Here is a 15,265-nt window from a genome sequence, read left to right as displayed (position 1 = left end):
CTCAGACGCCGAGGATGGCGCTCTGGTTGCCGCCGCCGCCGGCGCCGCCGCTGGCGTCCATCGTGCGGAAGGACCGCAGACGGTCCTCCTCCTCGCGCGAGAACCCGTCGGCGCTCATGCGCATCATCTCTTCGAGCTTGGAGAGCTCGTTGCGCATGCTGCGCAGACGCTGGTTCAGGTCGTTCTGAACCCGGTCGTACTCCTTGCTCGCAGCGCCCTGCCAGCCCGCCTGGACGCGGTCCACCACGCCATTGAGGTTGGTGATGCGGGACTGGAGCTCGTCGGAGAAGTCCTGGATCCGGCCGGCGAGCTTGACTTGTTCGGCACTGGTTACGTTCAGGTCTTTCGACATCTTGCCCCTTCTTCCTTCGGCGGCGTCGACGGCCGGGCCGTCGGGCCTTCCGTTTGTGATGCGGACGGGAATCTTCTGATGCCGCCCCCGTGCTGGGTTCGCACTGCCGTGCCCCCAGCGGTCACTTTATCCATTGACGGCGGCAGTTCCAACTGCAAAGGAGACACCGGATACTTGGCCGGTACGTGGTTCAACGAACCCCTCTCCTGCGGCGGCTGTCGCGGATCACGGTGGCGGCTCCGGCGACCACGGCCACCAGCACACCACCGATCCCCAACGCGTAGGTGGCAAGCCGTTCGGAGCGCTCCTGGGGCGTCTCCGACAGCGCCAGACGGGCCGGCTCGGGCGCCGGCGGCTTGGGCGGGCCCGGGTCGGGCGTGGGCGTGGACGGCGGCGTCCCGGGGGTGTCGGCGAGCGCCCGCACCGGATCGACCACGCCCCAGCCGACGTAGTTGTCACGTCCGTTGACGGAGCGGACTGCGGTCTGCTCGATCCGGGTGACGATCTGGGCCGCGCTCCACTCGGGGTACTTCGCGCGGAGCAGGGCGGCGACGCCGGCGACGTACGGCGCGGAGAAACTCGTGCCGTTGTCGACGCACTGGCCGCCGCCGGGGACGGTCGAGACGATGTCGACGCCGGGGGCGGCGACGCCCACGAAGGTGCCGGACTGGGAGAACACGGCGCGTTCGTTGTTCCGGTCGGAGGAGGCGACGGCGAGGACCCCGGGGAAGGCCGCCGGGTAGGTGGTCTTGAGCTTGCCGTCCATGCCGTCGTTGCCCGCGGACGCGACGACGACGATCTTCTTCGAGATCGCCTTGGCGATCGACCTGCCCATGTCCGAGTCGGCGTCGAGGGCCTGGGTGGTGTCCTGCGAGATGTTGATGACGTCGGCGCCCTTGGCGACGGCCCAGTCGATCGCCAGCGCCATGGTGTCGGACTTGCCGCTGTTCTTCTCGTCGTTCTGGCGGATCGGGATGATCGTCGCCTCGGGGGCGAGACCGACGAAGCCGGTGCCGCTCCGGGGGCGGGCCGCGATGATGCCGGCGACCTTGGTGCCGTGGCCGACCTCGTCGACGGTGCCGTCGGTCTTGCCGCGCAGCTCGTCGCCGAAGCCCGGGTTCTCCTTGTCGGGCTTGAGGAAGTCCTTGCCCGCCTTGGCGTCGACGGCGGTGCGCAGCTGCGGATTGACGTCGTCGACCCCCGTGTCGATGACGGCGACCCGGACGCCCTTGCCCTTGGTGTCCTGCCAGAGCTCGTCGAGGAGGACCCGCTGGAGCGGCCAGGGGGTGCCCTCGATCTGTTTCTTCATGGGGAAGGTGCACTCGCCGCTGCCGTCGAGCGTCCAGGCCCCCGGCCCGGGCGCGGCCGCCGCCGCGGGCGTCGCCAGCAGCCCCGTCAGGGTGGCGGCGGTGAGCAGGGCGGCCGCCGTGCGGTGTGTCGTCGTCACCGGTGCCACCCCCCTAGGAACCCTGCGGCTGACGCGCGCTGTTGGTGTCGAGCCGCGGGCCCTTCGACAGGAACTCCGACCATTCGATCGGGACGAGGAGCGGCACGACCTTCTCGTAGCCGAGACGCTTCTGGGCCTCGGAGGGTTCCGGGCGTCCGTCGGTCTGCTTCTCCTGGTCGCCGGTGCCGATCTCCGAACGGGCCGCGTCGCTGTCGCCGTTGGCCTGGACGGCGTAGCGCAGTCCGGTGTCGGTGACGAGGAAGAGGGAGCCGTCGGGCGTCTTCTGCTTGCCCTGGACCTGGGTGTAGAGCAGGCCGCTGCCGGGGGTGACGTACGTGCTGGTGCCGCCCGCCGTGATCTCGGCGGGGTACTCGGTGCCGGCCCAGGTGGTGAGGGTGGTGTTGCCCCTGTCGTCGACGTCGGTGAGGACGCTGCAGACGGTGTCGCGGGCGCCGGCGCCGGTGACGGCGTTGACCTGGGTGGACTTCCGCTGCGGCCAGCGCGCGCCGCCGTTGAAGACCTTCGGGTCGGGGGCGAAGGAGGAGGCGTCGACGGTGGTGGGCTCGCCGTCCATGTCGAGGACGCCGGTCTCCGGGGAGTTGATGAGGAGCCAGGCGGTGAACCCGGAGACGGGCTGGACCCGGCCGGGCAGCACGACGTAGTGCTGGGGGCCGGAGCCGGTCTGGGCGAGGAGCACCATGCCGACCCGGTTCTCGGTCCCGGTGAGGGTGTTGCCGGGGATGTCGGCGGAGGAGCCGACCTTGCCCTCCAGGCGGGGGAAGTCCACGGCGTCGCCGGTCTTGAGGGTGGCGAGCCAGTCGTCTGTGACGGGTTGCGGCTCCCTGCCGAGGCCGACGAGGGCGGTGAGCAGTCCGGCGGAGTCGGCCTTCACCGGGTACTTGGTGCCGGTGTGGTCGACGAGGAACTGGGCGCTCCCCTTCTGGCCCTTGACGTAGAGGATCTCGCCGTCGTCGAGCCTGTTCGCGCCTTCGGTGCGCGGGAGGTCGCGCTGGGCGAAGAGGAAGGTCGCCTTCTGGACGCTGGAGCCCTTGCCGCCGCCGGGCTGCTCGCAGACGGCCCAGCGCTTCTCCTTGCCCGCGTCGTCCGCGCCGGGCAGCCGGTCGGGGGCGTAGGGGATGCCGAGGATCGGGCCGCGCTGCTTGTCCTGGTCGAGCTTCTTGTCGTCGACCTGGACGACCTTGAACTGGTCGGGGTTGAGCAGGAGACGGGCGGAGGCGAGGTTGAGGACGGGGTGGAGCAGCGTCTTCTTGTCCTTGCCCTTGCCGGTCTCGAGGACGACGTACCGGGTCGTCGACTGCTTGCCGACGATCACCCGGGTGCCCGGGACGTCCCAGCCCTTGGGCGCCTGCGGGCTGAACATGCCCCAGGCGCCGAATCCCGCCATGACCAGCGCGCCGACGATGAGACCGGGGATGATCGCACGCAGCGGCTTCGGTGCCCCCTCCTCCGTACCGGAGGGCGAGGGTTGGAGGAATGCCGCCACCGTGCGCTTCTTCGCAAAGGTGTACGCGTTGAGTTCGTCCCGGCGCGATGCCATGAGTCCCCGTTTCTCGTCAGGCGCAGTCTTCGCGCGGAGTCCGGGGGAGGTGGCACCCGGGCCCCGGCTGTCGGACCGGCCCCCTACTATGCCTGCTGTCCCGTGGGGTTCGTGGGGCGGGTAGGGTGATCCGGCCGCCAAAGCCCTGGCGGGCCAGGGCGATCGGGACGAATTGAGGGGGATTCTCCATCATGGCTTCCGCCACGCGGACGCGGCCCGGCGCGGCCACAACTTCCGCACCCCCTTCCACGGGACCCGTTTCCTCGGTCTCACCGAGACTCCAGGCACGACCCGGACACTTCGGTTCGTTCCGATTGCAACAGCTCGTACTGATAGAGGTGGCGGCGGCACTGCTCGCCGTCGCCTGGGTCGTCGACCAGTTGATGCTCGTACCCGCGGGCGTGGTCGCCGTCGTGCTCGTCCTGCTGGCCCTCGTGCGCCGGCACCGGCGGTCCCTGCCCGAGTGGCTCGGCACCTTCTTCGCGCTGCGCGCCCGTTCGCGCCGGGCGGCCTCCTTCACCGTCCCGGAGGGCACGGAGCCGGGGCTCGCCCCGGTCGTGGAGTGCGACCCGGCGCTGCGGACGTACGCGTACAGCGACCGCGACCGGCGGCCGGTCGGGATGATCGGCGACGGCACCTTCCTGACCGCGGTGCTGCGGGTCGAGTCGGACGGTACGGCGCTGCGGCCCGACCGGGCGGCCCGGCCGCTGCCCGTCGGTCTGGTCCGGGACGTCCTGACCGTGGACGGCATCCGGCTGGAGTCGGCGCAGATCGTGCAGCACACGCAGCCCGCGCCCGCGCCGCACCTTCCGGCGCAGTCGATGGCCGCGCGCAACTACGGGCCGCTCCAGGCGCAGACGGGTTCGCCCGCGGTGCGGATCACCTGGATCGCGCTCAAGCTCGACCCCGAGCTGTGCCCGGAGGCGGTCGCCGCCCGCGGCGGCGGCATGACGGGCGCGCAGAAGTGCGTGGTGCGGGCGGCGGACCAGCTGGCGAGCCGGCTGGCCGGCGCCGGGTTCCGGGCGAGCGTGCTGACCGAGCAGGAGCTGACCGCGGCGATCGCCACCTCGACCTGCGCCAGCCCGATGGCGATCGCGCAGGCGGGCCGGGGGCAGGCGCAGACCCGGCGGACGCAGGAGACCGCGCGGACCTGGCGGGTCGACGACCGGCGGCACACGACGTACTGGGTGGGGCGCTGGCCCCAGTTGGGCGGTCCCGGCGGCAGCGGGGGCGCCTCGATGCCCCAGCTGGTGGCCCTGCTGACCTCGCTGCCCGCGCTCGCGACGACGTTCAGCCTGACGCTGAGCGGCGGGGACCGGCAGGAGGTGACGGTGACCGGGCACGTGCGGATCACCGGGCGGAGCGACGAGGAACTGGTGACCGCCCGCCACGAACTGGAGCGCGCGGCGCGCGGGGTGAGGACGGGCCTGGTGCGACTGGACCGGGAACAGGTGCCGGGCATTCTCGCGACGCTGCCGCTGGGGGGTGCGCGCTGATGTCCCACGCCTCTTTCGGTACGCCGTCGGCCTCCGGAGCCTCCTCCGGCTCGTCGCCCTCCCGCCGCGCCTCGCGGTCCGACCGCTCTTCCGGGCGTACGGGGCGGGACGCACGGCCCCGCTTCGGCTTCGGGCTCGTCGGGCCACGCCGCGACCGGCACTCGGTCCCCCTGGACCAGCTCGACGCGCTGGCCCTGCCCGTCGGCGACGACGGCATGGTGATCGGCGTGGACGCCGAGAACCGGCCGGCCGTGCTGGGCATCAACCGGCCCGTCCCCTACGACGTCACGCTCATCGGCGGTCTGTGGACCGCGCAGGTACTCGCGCTGCGGGCCGCCGCGACGGGTGCCCGGGTGGCCGTCGAGACCGGCCGCGCGCAGGCGTGGACCGCGCTCGCGCAGGCCGCGGGCGGCGGGCAGCCGTGCATCTCGCTGCACGACGTGGGCCGGGTGCCGCCGCAGGGCGCCTCGGCGGGCAGCCCGGTCGTCGTGGTGCGCGACTGCGGCATGCGGCCGCCGCGCGGCCGTGTCGTGTCGGCGCCCTGGCAGTCGGTCGTGACGCTGCTCCCGTATCTGAGCCCGGTCGCGCCCCGCCTCCTGGAGAAGTCCTCGCTGGTCGGAATCCAGCGGGTCTCCCCGGACGAGGCCACGCAGATCGGCCGCATCATGAGCCTCCCGCGCCACGAGTACGAGGCGCTGTCCACGCTCGCGGACGGGGTGACGCTCTGGTGCACCGCGGGCGACCGGCAGTTCGTCATGACACAGGCGACGGACGCCGAGACCGGATTGTTGGGCGGCGCGCGCCGGATGGACTGAATGGACCGAGCGGCACGAAGTCGTTCAAGTACGTCCGTTTTTGCATCGTTTTGAACGGTCGGGGTTCTCACTCTGCGGCGCGAACGGGTCACTTGGGGGCTTCGACCCGGTCGGAACGGCGCTCGCGGAGCGGCCGCCGGGCCTGCCCGGGGGATGCCGCGCCGTTTAGGCTGGAAGGGCCCCGCCCACAACGGCACAAGGGTGCTCGACCACACCAGGAGGCAAAGTGAACGGCGATCGCGACGAGATCCACGGGGGTTGGAATCCGCCCGCCGACGATCAGTCCGACGCGGATCCCGCCGAGATGACGGGTGAGTTCACCATCGACTACACCCCGCCCGCCTGGTACACGCAGAACGCGTCGGGCGGTGCGGCGGCGGGCGGTGCCACTCCCCCGCCGCCGAGCGGGGCGCCGGTCGGGGTGCCCGGGCTTCCGGCGGGCAGCGGCTTCGAGCCCGGCTGGGGGGCGCAGCCGCCGGCGGCGCCTGCGGCTCCTGTGGCTTCTACGGCTCCTGTCGCTCCGGTAGCGCCTGTGGCTCCTGTGGCTCCTGTGGCTCCTGTGGCCCCCGCGACTCCTGTGGCTCCCGTGGCACCCATCCCCGTGCCGGAGAGGCCGGCCGCTGTGGTGCCGCCCGCGCCGGTGCCTCCGCAGGTGTCGGGGGCGGTGCCGGTCCCTGCGCCCGCGCCTGCGCCTGCGCCTGCGCCTCTGCCGATTCCCGTGCCCGCTCCCGAGGCGCCCGTGTCGGCGACCGCCGGGGCCGGTGAGCCGTTCGGTGGCGGCGACGTGGAGAGCGGCGCGACCATGCGCTTCTCCCCCGGCGCGCTCAAGCGCGAGATGGCCGAGCGCTCGGCCGCGGCGAAGGCCGCGCGGGCCGAGGCCGCCGGCGGGGAAGCCTCCGACACGGACGGTGCCGAGACGCCGGGAACCGTCGAGGGCGACGCCTCCGCCGGTACGACGGCGGCCGACGCGGAAGCGAACGTGGACGCGACGAGCTCGGACGACGTGGTGACGGCCGCGCCCGACGCCGACGGTGAGGCGGCGGACACCCCGTCGGCCCCCGCGGCGGACACCGAGGCCGACACCGACGTCGACGCTGACGCTGTTTCTGACGCTGGTGCTGTTCCTGTCCCTGCTCCTGTTGCCGACTCGGACAGCGGTACGGAGCACGGCGTCGTCGCCGCACCGGCCGAGGACTCCGAGACCGGCGACGCCACGGCTCCGGGAGCCTTCCCGGGTGCCGGGTCTCCGGCCGACGCCGCTCCGGCGTCGCCCTTCCCCGGCGCCGCGCAGCCGGACTTCGCCCCCGCTGCTCCGGGACCGTTCCCGGGTGCCGCGCCCCAGCCCGACGCCGCTCCGGGAGCCTTCCCGGGCGCCGCGCCCCAGCCCGACCCGGCCCACGGGGCCTATCCGCCCGTCGCCCCGCAGGGTGGGGCGGGGCTGCCGCCGCTGCCGCCGTCGTTCCAGCCGGCCGCGCCCGGACCCGCGCAGCAGTGGCCGGCGCAGCCGGCCCCGGGCGCCCAGCCGGTGCCTCCGGCCGCGCCGCTGCCGCCCACCGCCGCCTGGACCGCCCCGGCGGTGCCCGGCACGCCCGGGCCCGCGCCCGCGCCCGCCGCGCCCGCGCCCGTACCGCCGCAGACCCCCGGCGCGTATGGATACCCGCAGCCCGGGGCCGTACCGCCGCAGACTCCCGTGCCGCCGCAGGCTCCCGGCGCGTACGGATACCCGCAGCCCGGGGCCGTACCCCCGCAGACTCCGCAGGGCGGCTACGGCTTCCCGCACCCCGGTACGCCCCCGCAGCCGCCGCAGGGCGGTTACGGATACCCGCAGCAGCAGCACGGTGGTCCGGGTGGTGTGCCGCCGCAGGCGCAGGCCTCCGACGGGTACGGCTACCCGCACCCCGGCGCCGTGCCGCCGCAGGAGGCGCAGCCGCCGGTCGATCCGCGGACCGGGGCCGCCTGGCCCTCGCCCGTGACGCACGATCAGCGGGAGCGGTCCGTGCCGGGCGCCCCGCTCGGGTACAACGCGGCCGTCGAGCTCTCCTCCGACCGGCTGCTCCGGAACAACAAGCAGAAGCCGAAGTCCAGCCGTACGCCCGGCAGCGCCGCCCGTTTCAAGCTCGGCGGCAAGAAGGAGGAGGCGGAGCGGCAGCGGAAGCTGGAGCTGATCCGGACGCCCGTCCTCTCCTGCTACCGGATCGCGGTCATCTCGCTCAAGGGCGGTGTCGGCAAGACCACGACGACCACCGCGCTCGGGGCGACCCTGGCGACCGAGCGGCAGGACAAGATCCTGGCGATCGACGCCAACCCGGACGCCGGCACCCTCGGCCGCCGCGTGCGGCGCGAGACCGGGGCGACCATCCGCGACCTGGTGCAGGCGATCCCGTACCTCAACTCGTACATGGACATCCGCCGGTTCACCTCGCAGGCGCCCTCCGGGCTGGAGATCCTCGCCAACGACGTCGACCCGGCCGTCTCGACGACCTTCAACGACGAGGACTACCGGCGCGCGATCGACGTGCTCGGCAAGCAGTACCCGATCATCCTCACGGACTCGGGTACGGGTCTGCTGTACAGCGCCATGCGCGGGGTCCTCGACCTCGCCGATCAGCTGATCATCATCTCCACGCCCTCCGTGGACGGCGCCTCCAGCGCGTCGACGACGCTGGACTGGCTCTCCGCGCACGGCTACGCGGACCTGGTGCAGCGCTCCATCACGGTCATCTCCGGTGTCCGTGAGACCGGCAAGATGATCAAGGTCGAGGACATCGTGCAGCACTTCCAGACCCGCTGCCGCGGTGTCGTGGTCGTGCCCTTCGACGAGCACCTGTCGGCCGGTGCCGAGGTGGACCTCGACATGATGCGGCCGAAGACGCGGGAGGCGTACTTCCACCTGTCGGCGATGGTGGCCGAGGACTTCGTCCGCGCGCAGCAGGTGCAGGGGCTGTGGACCGGCGACGGCCAGGGCGGGATGCCTCCGCACATGGCCCCGCCGATGCCGGGCGCTCAGACACCGGGCCAGCCGATGCCCGAGCAGTACGCGCCCGGTCAGCCCGCGCCGGGCCAGCCGATGCCGGGTCAGTTCCCGCCGCAGGCTTACCCCCAGCCGGGTCAGCCGATGCCGGGTCAGCCCATGCCCGGTCCGTACGCGCCGGGGCAGCCGGCACCCGGCCAGTACGCGCCCGGGCAGCCCGCGCCCGGACAGCCGTACGCGCCCCAGGCGCCGCAGGCCGGTCAACCGTATCCCGCGCAGCCCCAGCAGCCCGGACAGCCCTACCCGCAGCAGGCGTACCCCCAGCCGGGTCAGCCTCAGCCGGGTCAGTACGCACCGGATCAGTACGCGCCGGGGCAGCCCTCGCCCGGTCAGCCGTACCCCGCCCAGGCTCCCCAGCCCTATCCGCAGCAGCCCGGACAGCCGGGTCAGCCGGGTCACCCCGGGGTGCCGCAGGCCTGGCAGCAGCAGCCGCCGCAGGATCCGTCGCAGCCCCAGCCGGGGCAGCCGCTGCCCCCGCAGGCCGACCCCCAGGGGCCGCCGCAGGCGCCGCCAGCCCCTCAGCAGTAGGGCGTCACAGGCGTAGACCAATGAGGCTCCGTATCGGTCGTCCGATACGGAGCCTCTTGGCATTCCCGCAGCCCACAAGGGGTTTGAGGCATCGTTGACGCGGTCGTCCGCCGCTGATAGACCTTCGCTTCACCAGTTGGCGCCCCCAAGATCCACGACACGAGGTCACGTCCTATGGTCATGGTCACGAAGGTCCCTTCCCGCCCGGCCGCCCCCCGAAGACTCCTCCGGCTGCTTCTCGCCACGGGCGTCGCCGCGACCTCGTTCGCGGTCGTCCCCCAGGCCGCACAGGCCTCGCAGGCCGCCCCCGCCGCCCCGGTCGCCCAGGCCACGGCCGGTGACGCGAAGGGCGGCGGCACCACCCTCACGGTGGCCGTCTCGCAGAGCATCGACTCGCTGAGCCCGTTCCTGGCCCAGAAGCTCACCTCGACCAGCATCCACCGGCTGGCCTACGAGTACCTCACCAACTACGACGCCAAGGACGCCCGGACGGTCCCGGGCCTGGCGACCGCGTGGACCTCCTCGCCCGACAAGCTGACGTGGACGTACACGATCCGCAAGGACTCGACCTGGTCCGACGGGAAGCAGGCCACCGCCGAGGACGCGGCCTGGACCTTCAACAAGATGATGACGGACCCGAACGCCGCCACCGCGAACGGCAGCTTCACGTCCAACTTCAGGAAGGTCACCGCCACCGACCCGCAGACGCTCGTCATCGAGCTCAAGAAGCCGCAGGCGACGATGACGGCGCTCGACGTGCCGATCGTGCCGAAGCACGTGTGGGAGAAGGTCGGCGACTTCTCGAAGTTCAACAACGACCAGCAGTTCCCCATCGTGGGCAACGGCCCCTTCGTCATCACCGACTTCAAGGTCGACCAGTACATCAAGCTCAAGCCGAACAAGACGTTCTGGCGGGGCGCGCCCAAGTTCGACGAGCTGGTGTTCAAGTACTACAAGGACGGTGACGCCGCCGTCGCCGCGCTCCAGAAGGGCGAGGTGTCCTTCGTACCGAACCTGACGCCCGCCCAGGCGGCGGCGCTGAAGTCGCAGAAGAACATCAAGGTGAACGACGCTCCCGGCCGGCGCTTCTTCGCGATCGCCACCAACCCGGGCGCCCGCTCCCAGGACGGCAAGACCTTCGGCAACGGCCACAAGGCACTGCTCGACCCGGCGGTACGGAAGGCGCTCTTCCTCGCCGTCGACCGGACGACCATCGTCGACAAGGTCTTCCAGGGCCACGCGGTCGAGGGCGAGGGATACATCCCGCCGCGCTTCGGCTCGTACTTCTGGAAGCCGGAGGCCGCGCAGAAGCGGGCCTACGACCCGGTCGGGGCGGAGAAGCTCCTCTACGCCGCCGGGTACCGGAAGAACGCCGACGGCAAGCGGGTCGGCAAGGACGGCAAGGCGCTGGACTTCCGGATCCTGTGTCACGCCACCGACCCGAACGACAAGGCGATCGGCAAGTACCTCCAGGAGTGGTGGGGCAAGCTCGGCATCGGGCTGAAGGTCGAATGCCTGGACAGCGTCTCCGACCCGTGGGTCAAGGGCGACTACGACCTGGCCTTCGACGGCTGGTCGGTCAACCCGGACCCGGACTACGTGCTGTCGATCCACACCTGCGGCACGCTCCCTGCGACGCCGAAGGACACCGGCGCCACCGACAACTTCATCTGCGACAAGGACTTCGACACGCTCTACGCGCAGCAGGCGGTGGAGTACGACGCCGCCAAGCGGGCGGATCTGGTGCGGCGGATGCAGTCCCGGCTGTACGACACGGGGTACATGAACGTCATGGCCTACCCGAACGCCCTTGAGGCGTACCGCACGGACCAGATCAAGTCCATCACGACGATGCCGGAGGCCGCCGGCAACCTGTGGGGGCAGGACGGCTACTGGAGCTGGTGGTCAGCCGTGCCCGCCGCCTCCGCGTCCGGGGACTCGGAGGGCGGCTCGTCCACCGGGGTGATCGTCGGGATCGGCGCGGCCGTGGTGGTCGTGGCCGGCGTCGTCGTCCTCCTCCGCATGCGCCGCCGCACCACCGCCGACGACCGCGAGTAGGACGTGACGACGGCAAGCACCGCCGCCGACGTGGCGCGGGCCGAGAAGGCCCCCGCCACGGACGGCGCACCCCGCACCGGTTCCTCCCTCGGCTATCTCCGCCACGCGGCGGGGAAGCTGGGCGGCGCGCTCGTCTCGCTCCTCGCCGTACTGGTCACCAGCTTCTTCCTCTTCCGGATCATCCCCGGTGACCCGGTGAAGGCGATGACCCACGGCGTCCCCACGTCGGCCGAGCAACTCGCCACGCTCCGACACCAGTTCGGACTCGATCTGCCGCTCTGGCAACAGTTCACCGACTACTGCGCCAAGGCGCTGAGCGGCGATCTCGGCACCTCGTTCCAGTTCCGCGCCCCCGTCGGGGAGCTGATCGCCGAGAAGCTGCCCGCGACGCTGCTCCTCACCGGGGTCGCCGTGGTGATCTACTCGGCGCTCGGACTGTGGCTCGGCACCCGCTCGGCCTGGCGCCACGGCGGCACCGGCGACAGGCTGAACACCGGGCTCGCGCTGACCCTGTGGTCGGTGCCCTCCTTCTGGCTCGGGCTGCTGCTCATCATCGTGTTCTCGGTCGGCATGGGGCCGATCCCCGGGCTCTTCCCGACCGGCGGCATGGAGTCGGGGACGGGCGAGACCGGCTTCGGGTACGTCCTCGACGTCGCCCACCACCTGGTCCTGCCCGTGGTCACGCTCGTGGCCGTCGGCTACGCGCAGACCCTGCTCGTCATGCGCTCCTCGCTCCTCGACGAGATGGGCGGCGACTATCTGACGACGGCGCGGGCGAAGGGGCTGCGCGACGACGTCGTACGGCGCCGGCACGCCGTACCGAACGCGCTCCTGCCGACCGTCACCATGATCTTCATCAACCTGGGGCATGTGGCGGCCGGTTCGATCCTGGTGGAGACGGTGTTCTCCTGGCCGGGGCTCGGCGGGCTCTTCTACCAGGCGCTCAGCGTGCCCGACCTGCCGCTCGTGCAGGGCCTGTTCGTGGTCTTCGCCGGAGCGATGATCCTGATGAACCTGATCGCCGACCTGCTCTATCCGCTGCTCGATCCCCGGGTGGGCCGATGACGTCCGTGAACACGACCTCCACCAGGACGTCACTGGTGTGGGCACGCCGCCGGGCCTCGGTGGCCCGCTTCTGGAAGCAGTACCGCACCCACCGGGCCGGGCTCTTCGGTCTCGGCGCGCTCGCCCTCATCGCCCTGCTGGCCCTGACCGCCCCGCTGACCGTCGGCGCGGACGTCCAGTCGGTGACGCAGGCGCCGGGCACGGCCCTGGAGCCCCCGAGCGCCGAATTCCCGCTCGGCACCGACCAGTTCGGTCGCTCACTGCTCGGCCTGCTGATCTGGGGAGCGCGGATCTCGCTGCTCGTGGGGCTGCTCGCGGCGACCCTCTCGGTCGCCATCGGGACGCTGGTCGGGATCATCGCCGGGCACTACGGCGGCTGGTTCTCGACGGTCGTCATGCGGATCACCGACTGGTTCCTGGTGATGCCGACCCTGGTCCTCGCGATCGTGCTCGCCACGGTCATGTCCCGGTCGATGTGGACGGTGGTCGTGGCGATCGGCGTGACCTCCTGGCCGACGACGGCCCGCCTCGTGCGGGCGCAGACGATCGCGGTCGAGTCCCGCCCGTACATCGAGCGGGCGACCGCGCTCGGCGGCGGCCACCGGCACGTCATGGGCAGGCACGTCCTGCCGAACGTGATGCCGCTGGTCCTCGCGCAGACCACGCTCGGCATCTCGACGGCCATCCTCACCGAGGCGACGCTCGCCTTCCTCGGGCTCGGCGATCCGACGGTGGTCTCCTGGGGCGGGATGCTCCAGGACGCCCGGGAGGCGGGCGCCGTCTCCTCCGGCCACTGGTGGTACCTGGCCCCGCCGGGCATCGCGATCGCGCTGGTCGCGCTCGCGTTCACGCTGTGCGGCCGGGCCGTCGAGTCGGTTCTCAACCCGAAGCTGGGGGTGGGGCGTTGAGCACGCGAAGCCTGCTGGAGATCAAGGATCTGCGGGTGACGTACGGGACGGGCCCGGCCGCCGTGCCCGCCGTGCGCGGGGTCGACCTGACCCTGGAGGCCGGGACCAAGCTCGGGGTGGCGGGCGAGTCCGGCTGCGGCAAGTCCACGCTCGCGCTCGCGCTGCTGCGGCTCCTGCCGGCCTCGGCGCGGATCGGCGGCGAGATCCTGCTCGACGGGGAGGACGTCCTCGCCATGTCGTGGGGACGGCTGCGGGCCGTGCGCTGGGCGGGCGCGTCGATCGTCTTCCAGGGCGCGATGCACTCGCTCAACGCGGTGCACCGGATCGGCGACCAGATCGCCGAGCCGCTGCTCGTACACGGCAGGGCGACCCCGGCGGCGGCCCGCAGGCGCGTGGGCGAGCTCCTTGAGCACGTCGGGCTGCCGCCCGCGCGTGCCGCCGCCTACCCGCACGAGCTCTCCGGCGGGCAGCGGCAGCGCGTGATGATCGCGATGGCGCTCGCCTGCGACCCGCGGCTGATCGTCGCGGACGAGCCGACGACCGCGCTCGACGTGATGATCCAGGCGCAGATCCTCCGGCTGATCGAGGGGCTCGTCGCCGAGCAGTCCATCAGCCTCCTGATGATCAGCCACGACCTGGCCGTCCTCGCCGACACCTGCGACCGGCTCGCCGTGATGTACGCGGGACGGGTCGTCGAGGAGGGCCCGGCACGGGCGGTGTACGAGGCCGCCGAGCACCCGTACGGGCGGGCGCTGTCCTCGGCGTTCCCCCGGATCGGGGACCTCGCGTCCCGGCGGGCGCCGCGCGGCCTGCCGGGCGACCCGCCGGACCCGGCGGACCTGCCGGGCGGCTGCGCCTTCCATCCGCGCTGCCCGGTGGCGGTGGACGCCTGCGCGGCGGAGGACCAGGAACTGCGGGAGGCGGGCGCGGGGCGCCGGGCCGCCTGCGTACACGTGGGGAGTGCGTCATGAACACCGCCGTGAGTGCCGTCCTGAGCACGGAGGCCCCCGCGGGCCCGCTGCTCACGGCGAGCGGGCTGCACGTCGTCTTCCCCGGGCGGCGGGGCGCGCCGCCCGCGCGCGCGGTGGACGGGGTGGACCTGGACATCGGTGCCGGTGAGATCGTGGCGCTCGTCGGCGAGTCGGGGTGCGGCAAGACGACGCTGGCCCGCTCGCTCCTCGGCCTGGTGCGGCCGACGTCGGGCACGGTCTCCTTCGACGGGAAGCCGCTCGCGTACTCCTCCGGGGCCCTCAAGGCCTACCGCAAGCGGGCGCAGCTGGTCCTCCAGGACCCGAGCGGCTCGCTGAACCCGCGGCACACCGTGTACGACGCGGTGGCGGAGGGGCTGCGGATCCACGGGGTCCACCGATCCACGCAGGATGAGCGGGCCGCGGTCGCCGGGGCGCTCGCGCGGGCCGGGCTCCGGCCGCCGGAGCGCTTCTTCCTGCGCTATCCGCACGAGCTGTCCGGCGGGCAGCGGCAGCGCGTGGTCATCGCGGGCGCGCTCGTCCTGGAGCCCGAACTGATCGTCGCCGACGAGCCGGTGGCCTCCCTGGACGCGTCCGTACGGGGCGAGATCCTGGCGCTGCTGCTGCGTCTGCGGGACGAACTCGGCCTCTCCGCGCTGGTGGTGACGCACGACCTGGGCCTCGCGTGGAACATCGCGGACCGGGTGGCGGTGATGTACCTGGGCCGGGTCGTGGAGACCGGGCCGGTGGAGTCCGTCCTGACGGCTCCGCAACACCCGTACACCCGGGCGCTGTTGTCGGTGCTGCCGGAGTCCGGCGGCGCTCCGGTCGTGCTGACCGGGGAGCCCCCGGACCCGTCCCGCATCCCGTCCGGCTGCCGCTTCCACGCCCGCTGCCAGATCCTCGCCTCGGGCGAGGCGGCGCCGGTCGCGGACCGCTGCCGGGGCGAGGGCCTGCCGGTCCTCGGCGGCGGCGGTTCGCGGGCGGTGGCGTGCCACTGGGTGACGCGGGACGCGGTGGCCTGAGACCGCGGGAGGCG

11 protein-coding genes are annotated in these 15,265 nt (G+C 72.7%); 8 read left to right on the top strand and 3 right to left on the bottom strand.

Going from position 1 to position 15,265, the window contains the following annotated elements:
* Position 1 precedes the first annotated feature (1 nt).
* The 3 genes from OG361_RS28930 to eccB all read right to left on the bottom strand — a co-directional run bounded on the left by OG361_RS28930 (position 2) and on the right by eccB (position 3,357).
* Positions 2 to 352, bottom strand: a complete 351-nt coding sequence (locus OG361_RS28930; RefSeq protein WP_384568462.1) for a WXG100 family type VII secretion target — start codon at positions 350 to 352, stop codon at positions 2 to 4.
* A gap of 190 nt (positions 353 to 542) precedes the next feature.
* The gene (mycP, locus tag OG361_RS28925) at positions 543 to 1,799 is read right to left on the bottom strand and encodes a type VII secretion-associated serine protease mycosin (RefSeq protein WP_405858114.1); all 1,257 of its coding nucleotides are present in this window, start codon (positions 1,797 to 1,799) and stop codon (positions 543 to 545) included.
* A gap of 13 nt (positions 1,800 to 1,812) precedes the next feature.
* On the bottom strand, positions 1,813 to 3,357 hold the full coding sequence (eccB, locus tag OG361_RS28920; RefSeq protein WP_405858112.1) for a type VII secretion protein EccB: 1,545 nt from the start codon (positions 3,355 to 3,357) through the stop codon (positions 1,813 to 1,815).
* A 191-nt stretch (positions 3,358 to 3,548) separates the two neighbouring features.
* On the opposite strand from eccB, the gene eccE reads away from it, so the two are divergent.
* From eccE to OG361_RS28880, 8 genes are all read left to right on the top strand, one after another.
* On the top strand, positions 3,549 to 4,853 hold the full coding sequence (gene eccE, locus OG361_RS28915; protein ID WP_405858110.1) for a type VII secretion protein EccE: 1,305 nt from the start codon (positions 3,549 to 3,551) through the stop codon (positions 4,851 to 4,853).
* A complete protein-coding gene (locus OG361_RS28910) occupies positions 4,853 to 5,668 on the top strand; it encodes a hypothetical protein (RefSeq protein ID WP_405858108.1) in 816 nt (271 codons plus the stop codon). Before eccE ends, OG361_RS28910 begins: the two co-directional genes overlap by 1 nt.
* A 226-nt stretch (positions 5,669 to 5,894) precedes the next feature.
* Positions 5,895 to 9,227, top strand: a complete 3,333-nt coding sequence (locus OG361_RS28905) for an SCO5717 family growth-regulating ATPase (protein ID WP_405858106.1) — start codon at positions 5,895 to 5,897, stop codon at positions 9,225 to 9,227.
* Positions 9,228 to 9,407: 180 nt separating this feature from the next.
* Entirely contained in the window at positions 9,408 to 11,285 is a 1,878-nt protein-coding gene (locus tag OG361_RS28900; RefSeq protein ID WP_405858104.1) for an ABC transporter substrate-binding protein, read from the top strand.
* Positions 11,286 to 11,288: 3 nt separating this feature from the next.
* Positions 11,289 to 12,350: an ABC transporter permease gene (locus OG361_RS28895; protein WP_405858102.1), complete on the top strand. Its 1,062-nt coding sequence runs from the start codon at positions 11,289 to 11,291 to the stop codon at positions 12,348 to 12,350.
* Positions 12,347 to 13,258 carry an ABC transporter permease gene (locus OG361_RS28890; RefSeq protein ID WP_405858100.1) on the top strand — a complete coding sequence of 304 codons (912 nt, stop codon included), beginning with the start codon at positions 12,347 to 12,349 and terminating at the stop codon, positions 13,256 to 13,258. The genes OG361_RS28895 and OG361_RS28890 overlap by 4 nt, the downstream gene beginning before the upstream one ends.
* Positions 13,255 to 14,229: an ABC transporter ATP-binding protein gene (locus OG361_RS28885; protein ID WP_405858098.1), complete on the top strand. Its 975-nt coding sequence runs from the start codon at positions 13,255 to 13,257 to the stop codon at positions 14,227 to 14,229. Before OG361_RS28890 ends, OG361_RS28885 begins: the two co-directional genes overlap by 4 nt.
* On the top strand, positions 14,226 to 15,251 hold the full coding sequence (locus OG361_RS28880; RefSeq protein WP_405858096.1) for an ABC transporter ATP-binding protein: 1,026 nt from the start codon (positions 14,226 to 14,228) through the stop codon (positions 15,249 to 15,251). Before OG361_RS28885 ends, OG361_RS28880 begins: the two co-directional genes overlap by 4 nt.
* Positions 15,252 to 15,265: the final 14 nt, after the last annotated feature.

Origin of the sequence: Streptomyces sp. NBC_00090, from assembly GCF_045160815.1 — a bacterium.
Taxonomy (GTDB): Bacteria; Actinomycetota; Actinomycetes; order Streptomycetales; family Streptomycetaceae; genus Streptomyces.
Note: the sequence above shows the minus strand (reverse complement) of the source record. Positions and strands in the feature narration are given on the sequence as shown.

What these genes read in the sequence shown, in the direction of transcription:
- OG361_RS28930 (WP_384568462.1), bottom strand. Translation starts at nt 352, where the DNA reads ATGTCGAAAGACCTGAACGTAACCAGTGCCGAACAAGTCAAGCTCGCC.
- eccB (WP_405858112.1), bottom strand. Translation starts at nt 3,357, where the DNA reads ATGGCATCGCGCCGGGACGAACTCAACGCGTACACCTTTGCGAAGAAG.
- eccE (WP_405858110.1), top strand. Translation starts at nt 3,549, where the DNA reads ATGGCTTCCGCCACGCGGACGCGGCCCGGCGCGGCCACAACTTCCGCA.
- OG361_RS28910 (WP_405858108.1), top strand. Translation starts at nt 4,853, where the DNA reads ATGTCCCACGCCTCTTTCGGTACGCCGTCGGCCTCCGGAGCCTCCTCC.
- OG361_RS28900 (WP_405858104.1), top strand. Translation starts at nt 9,408, where the DNA reads ATGGTCACGAAGGTCCCTTCCCGCCCGGCCGCCCCCCGAAGACTCCTC.
- OG361_RS28890 (WP_405858100.1), top strand. Translation starts at nt 12,347, where the DNA reads ATGACGTCCGTGAACACGACCTCCACCAGGACGTCACTGGTGTGGGCA.
- OG361_RS28880 (WP_405858096.1), top strand. Translation starts at nt 14,226, where the DNA reads ATGAACACCGCCGTGAGTGCCGTCCTGAGCACGGAGGCCCCCGCGGGC.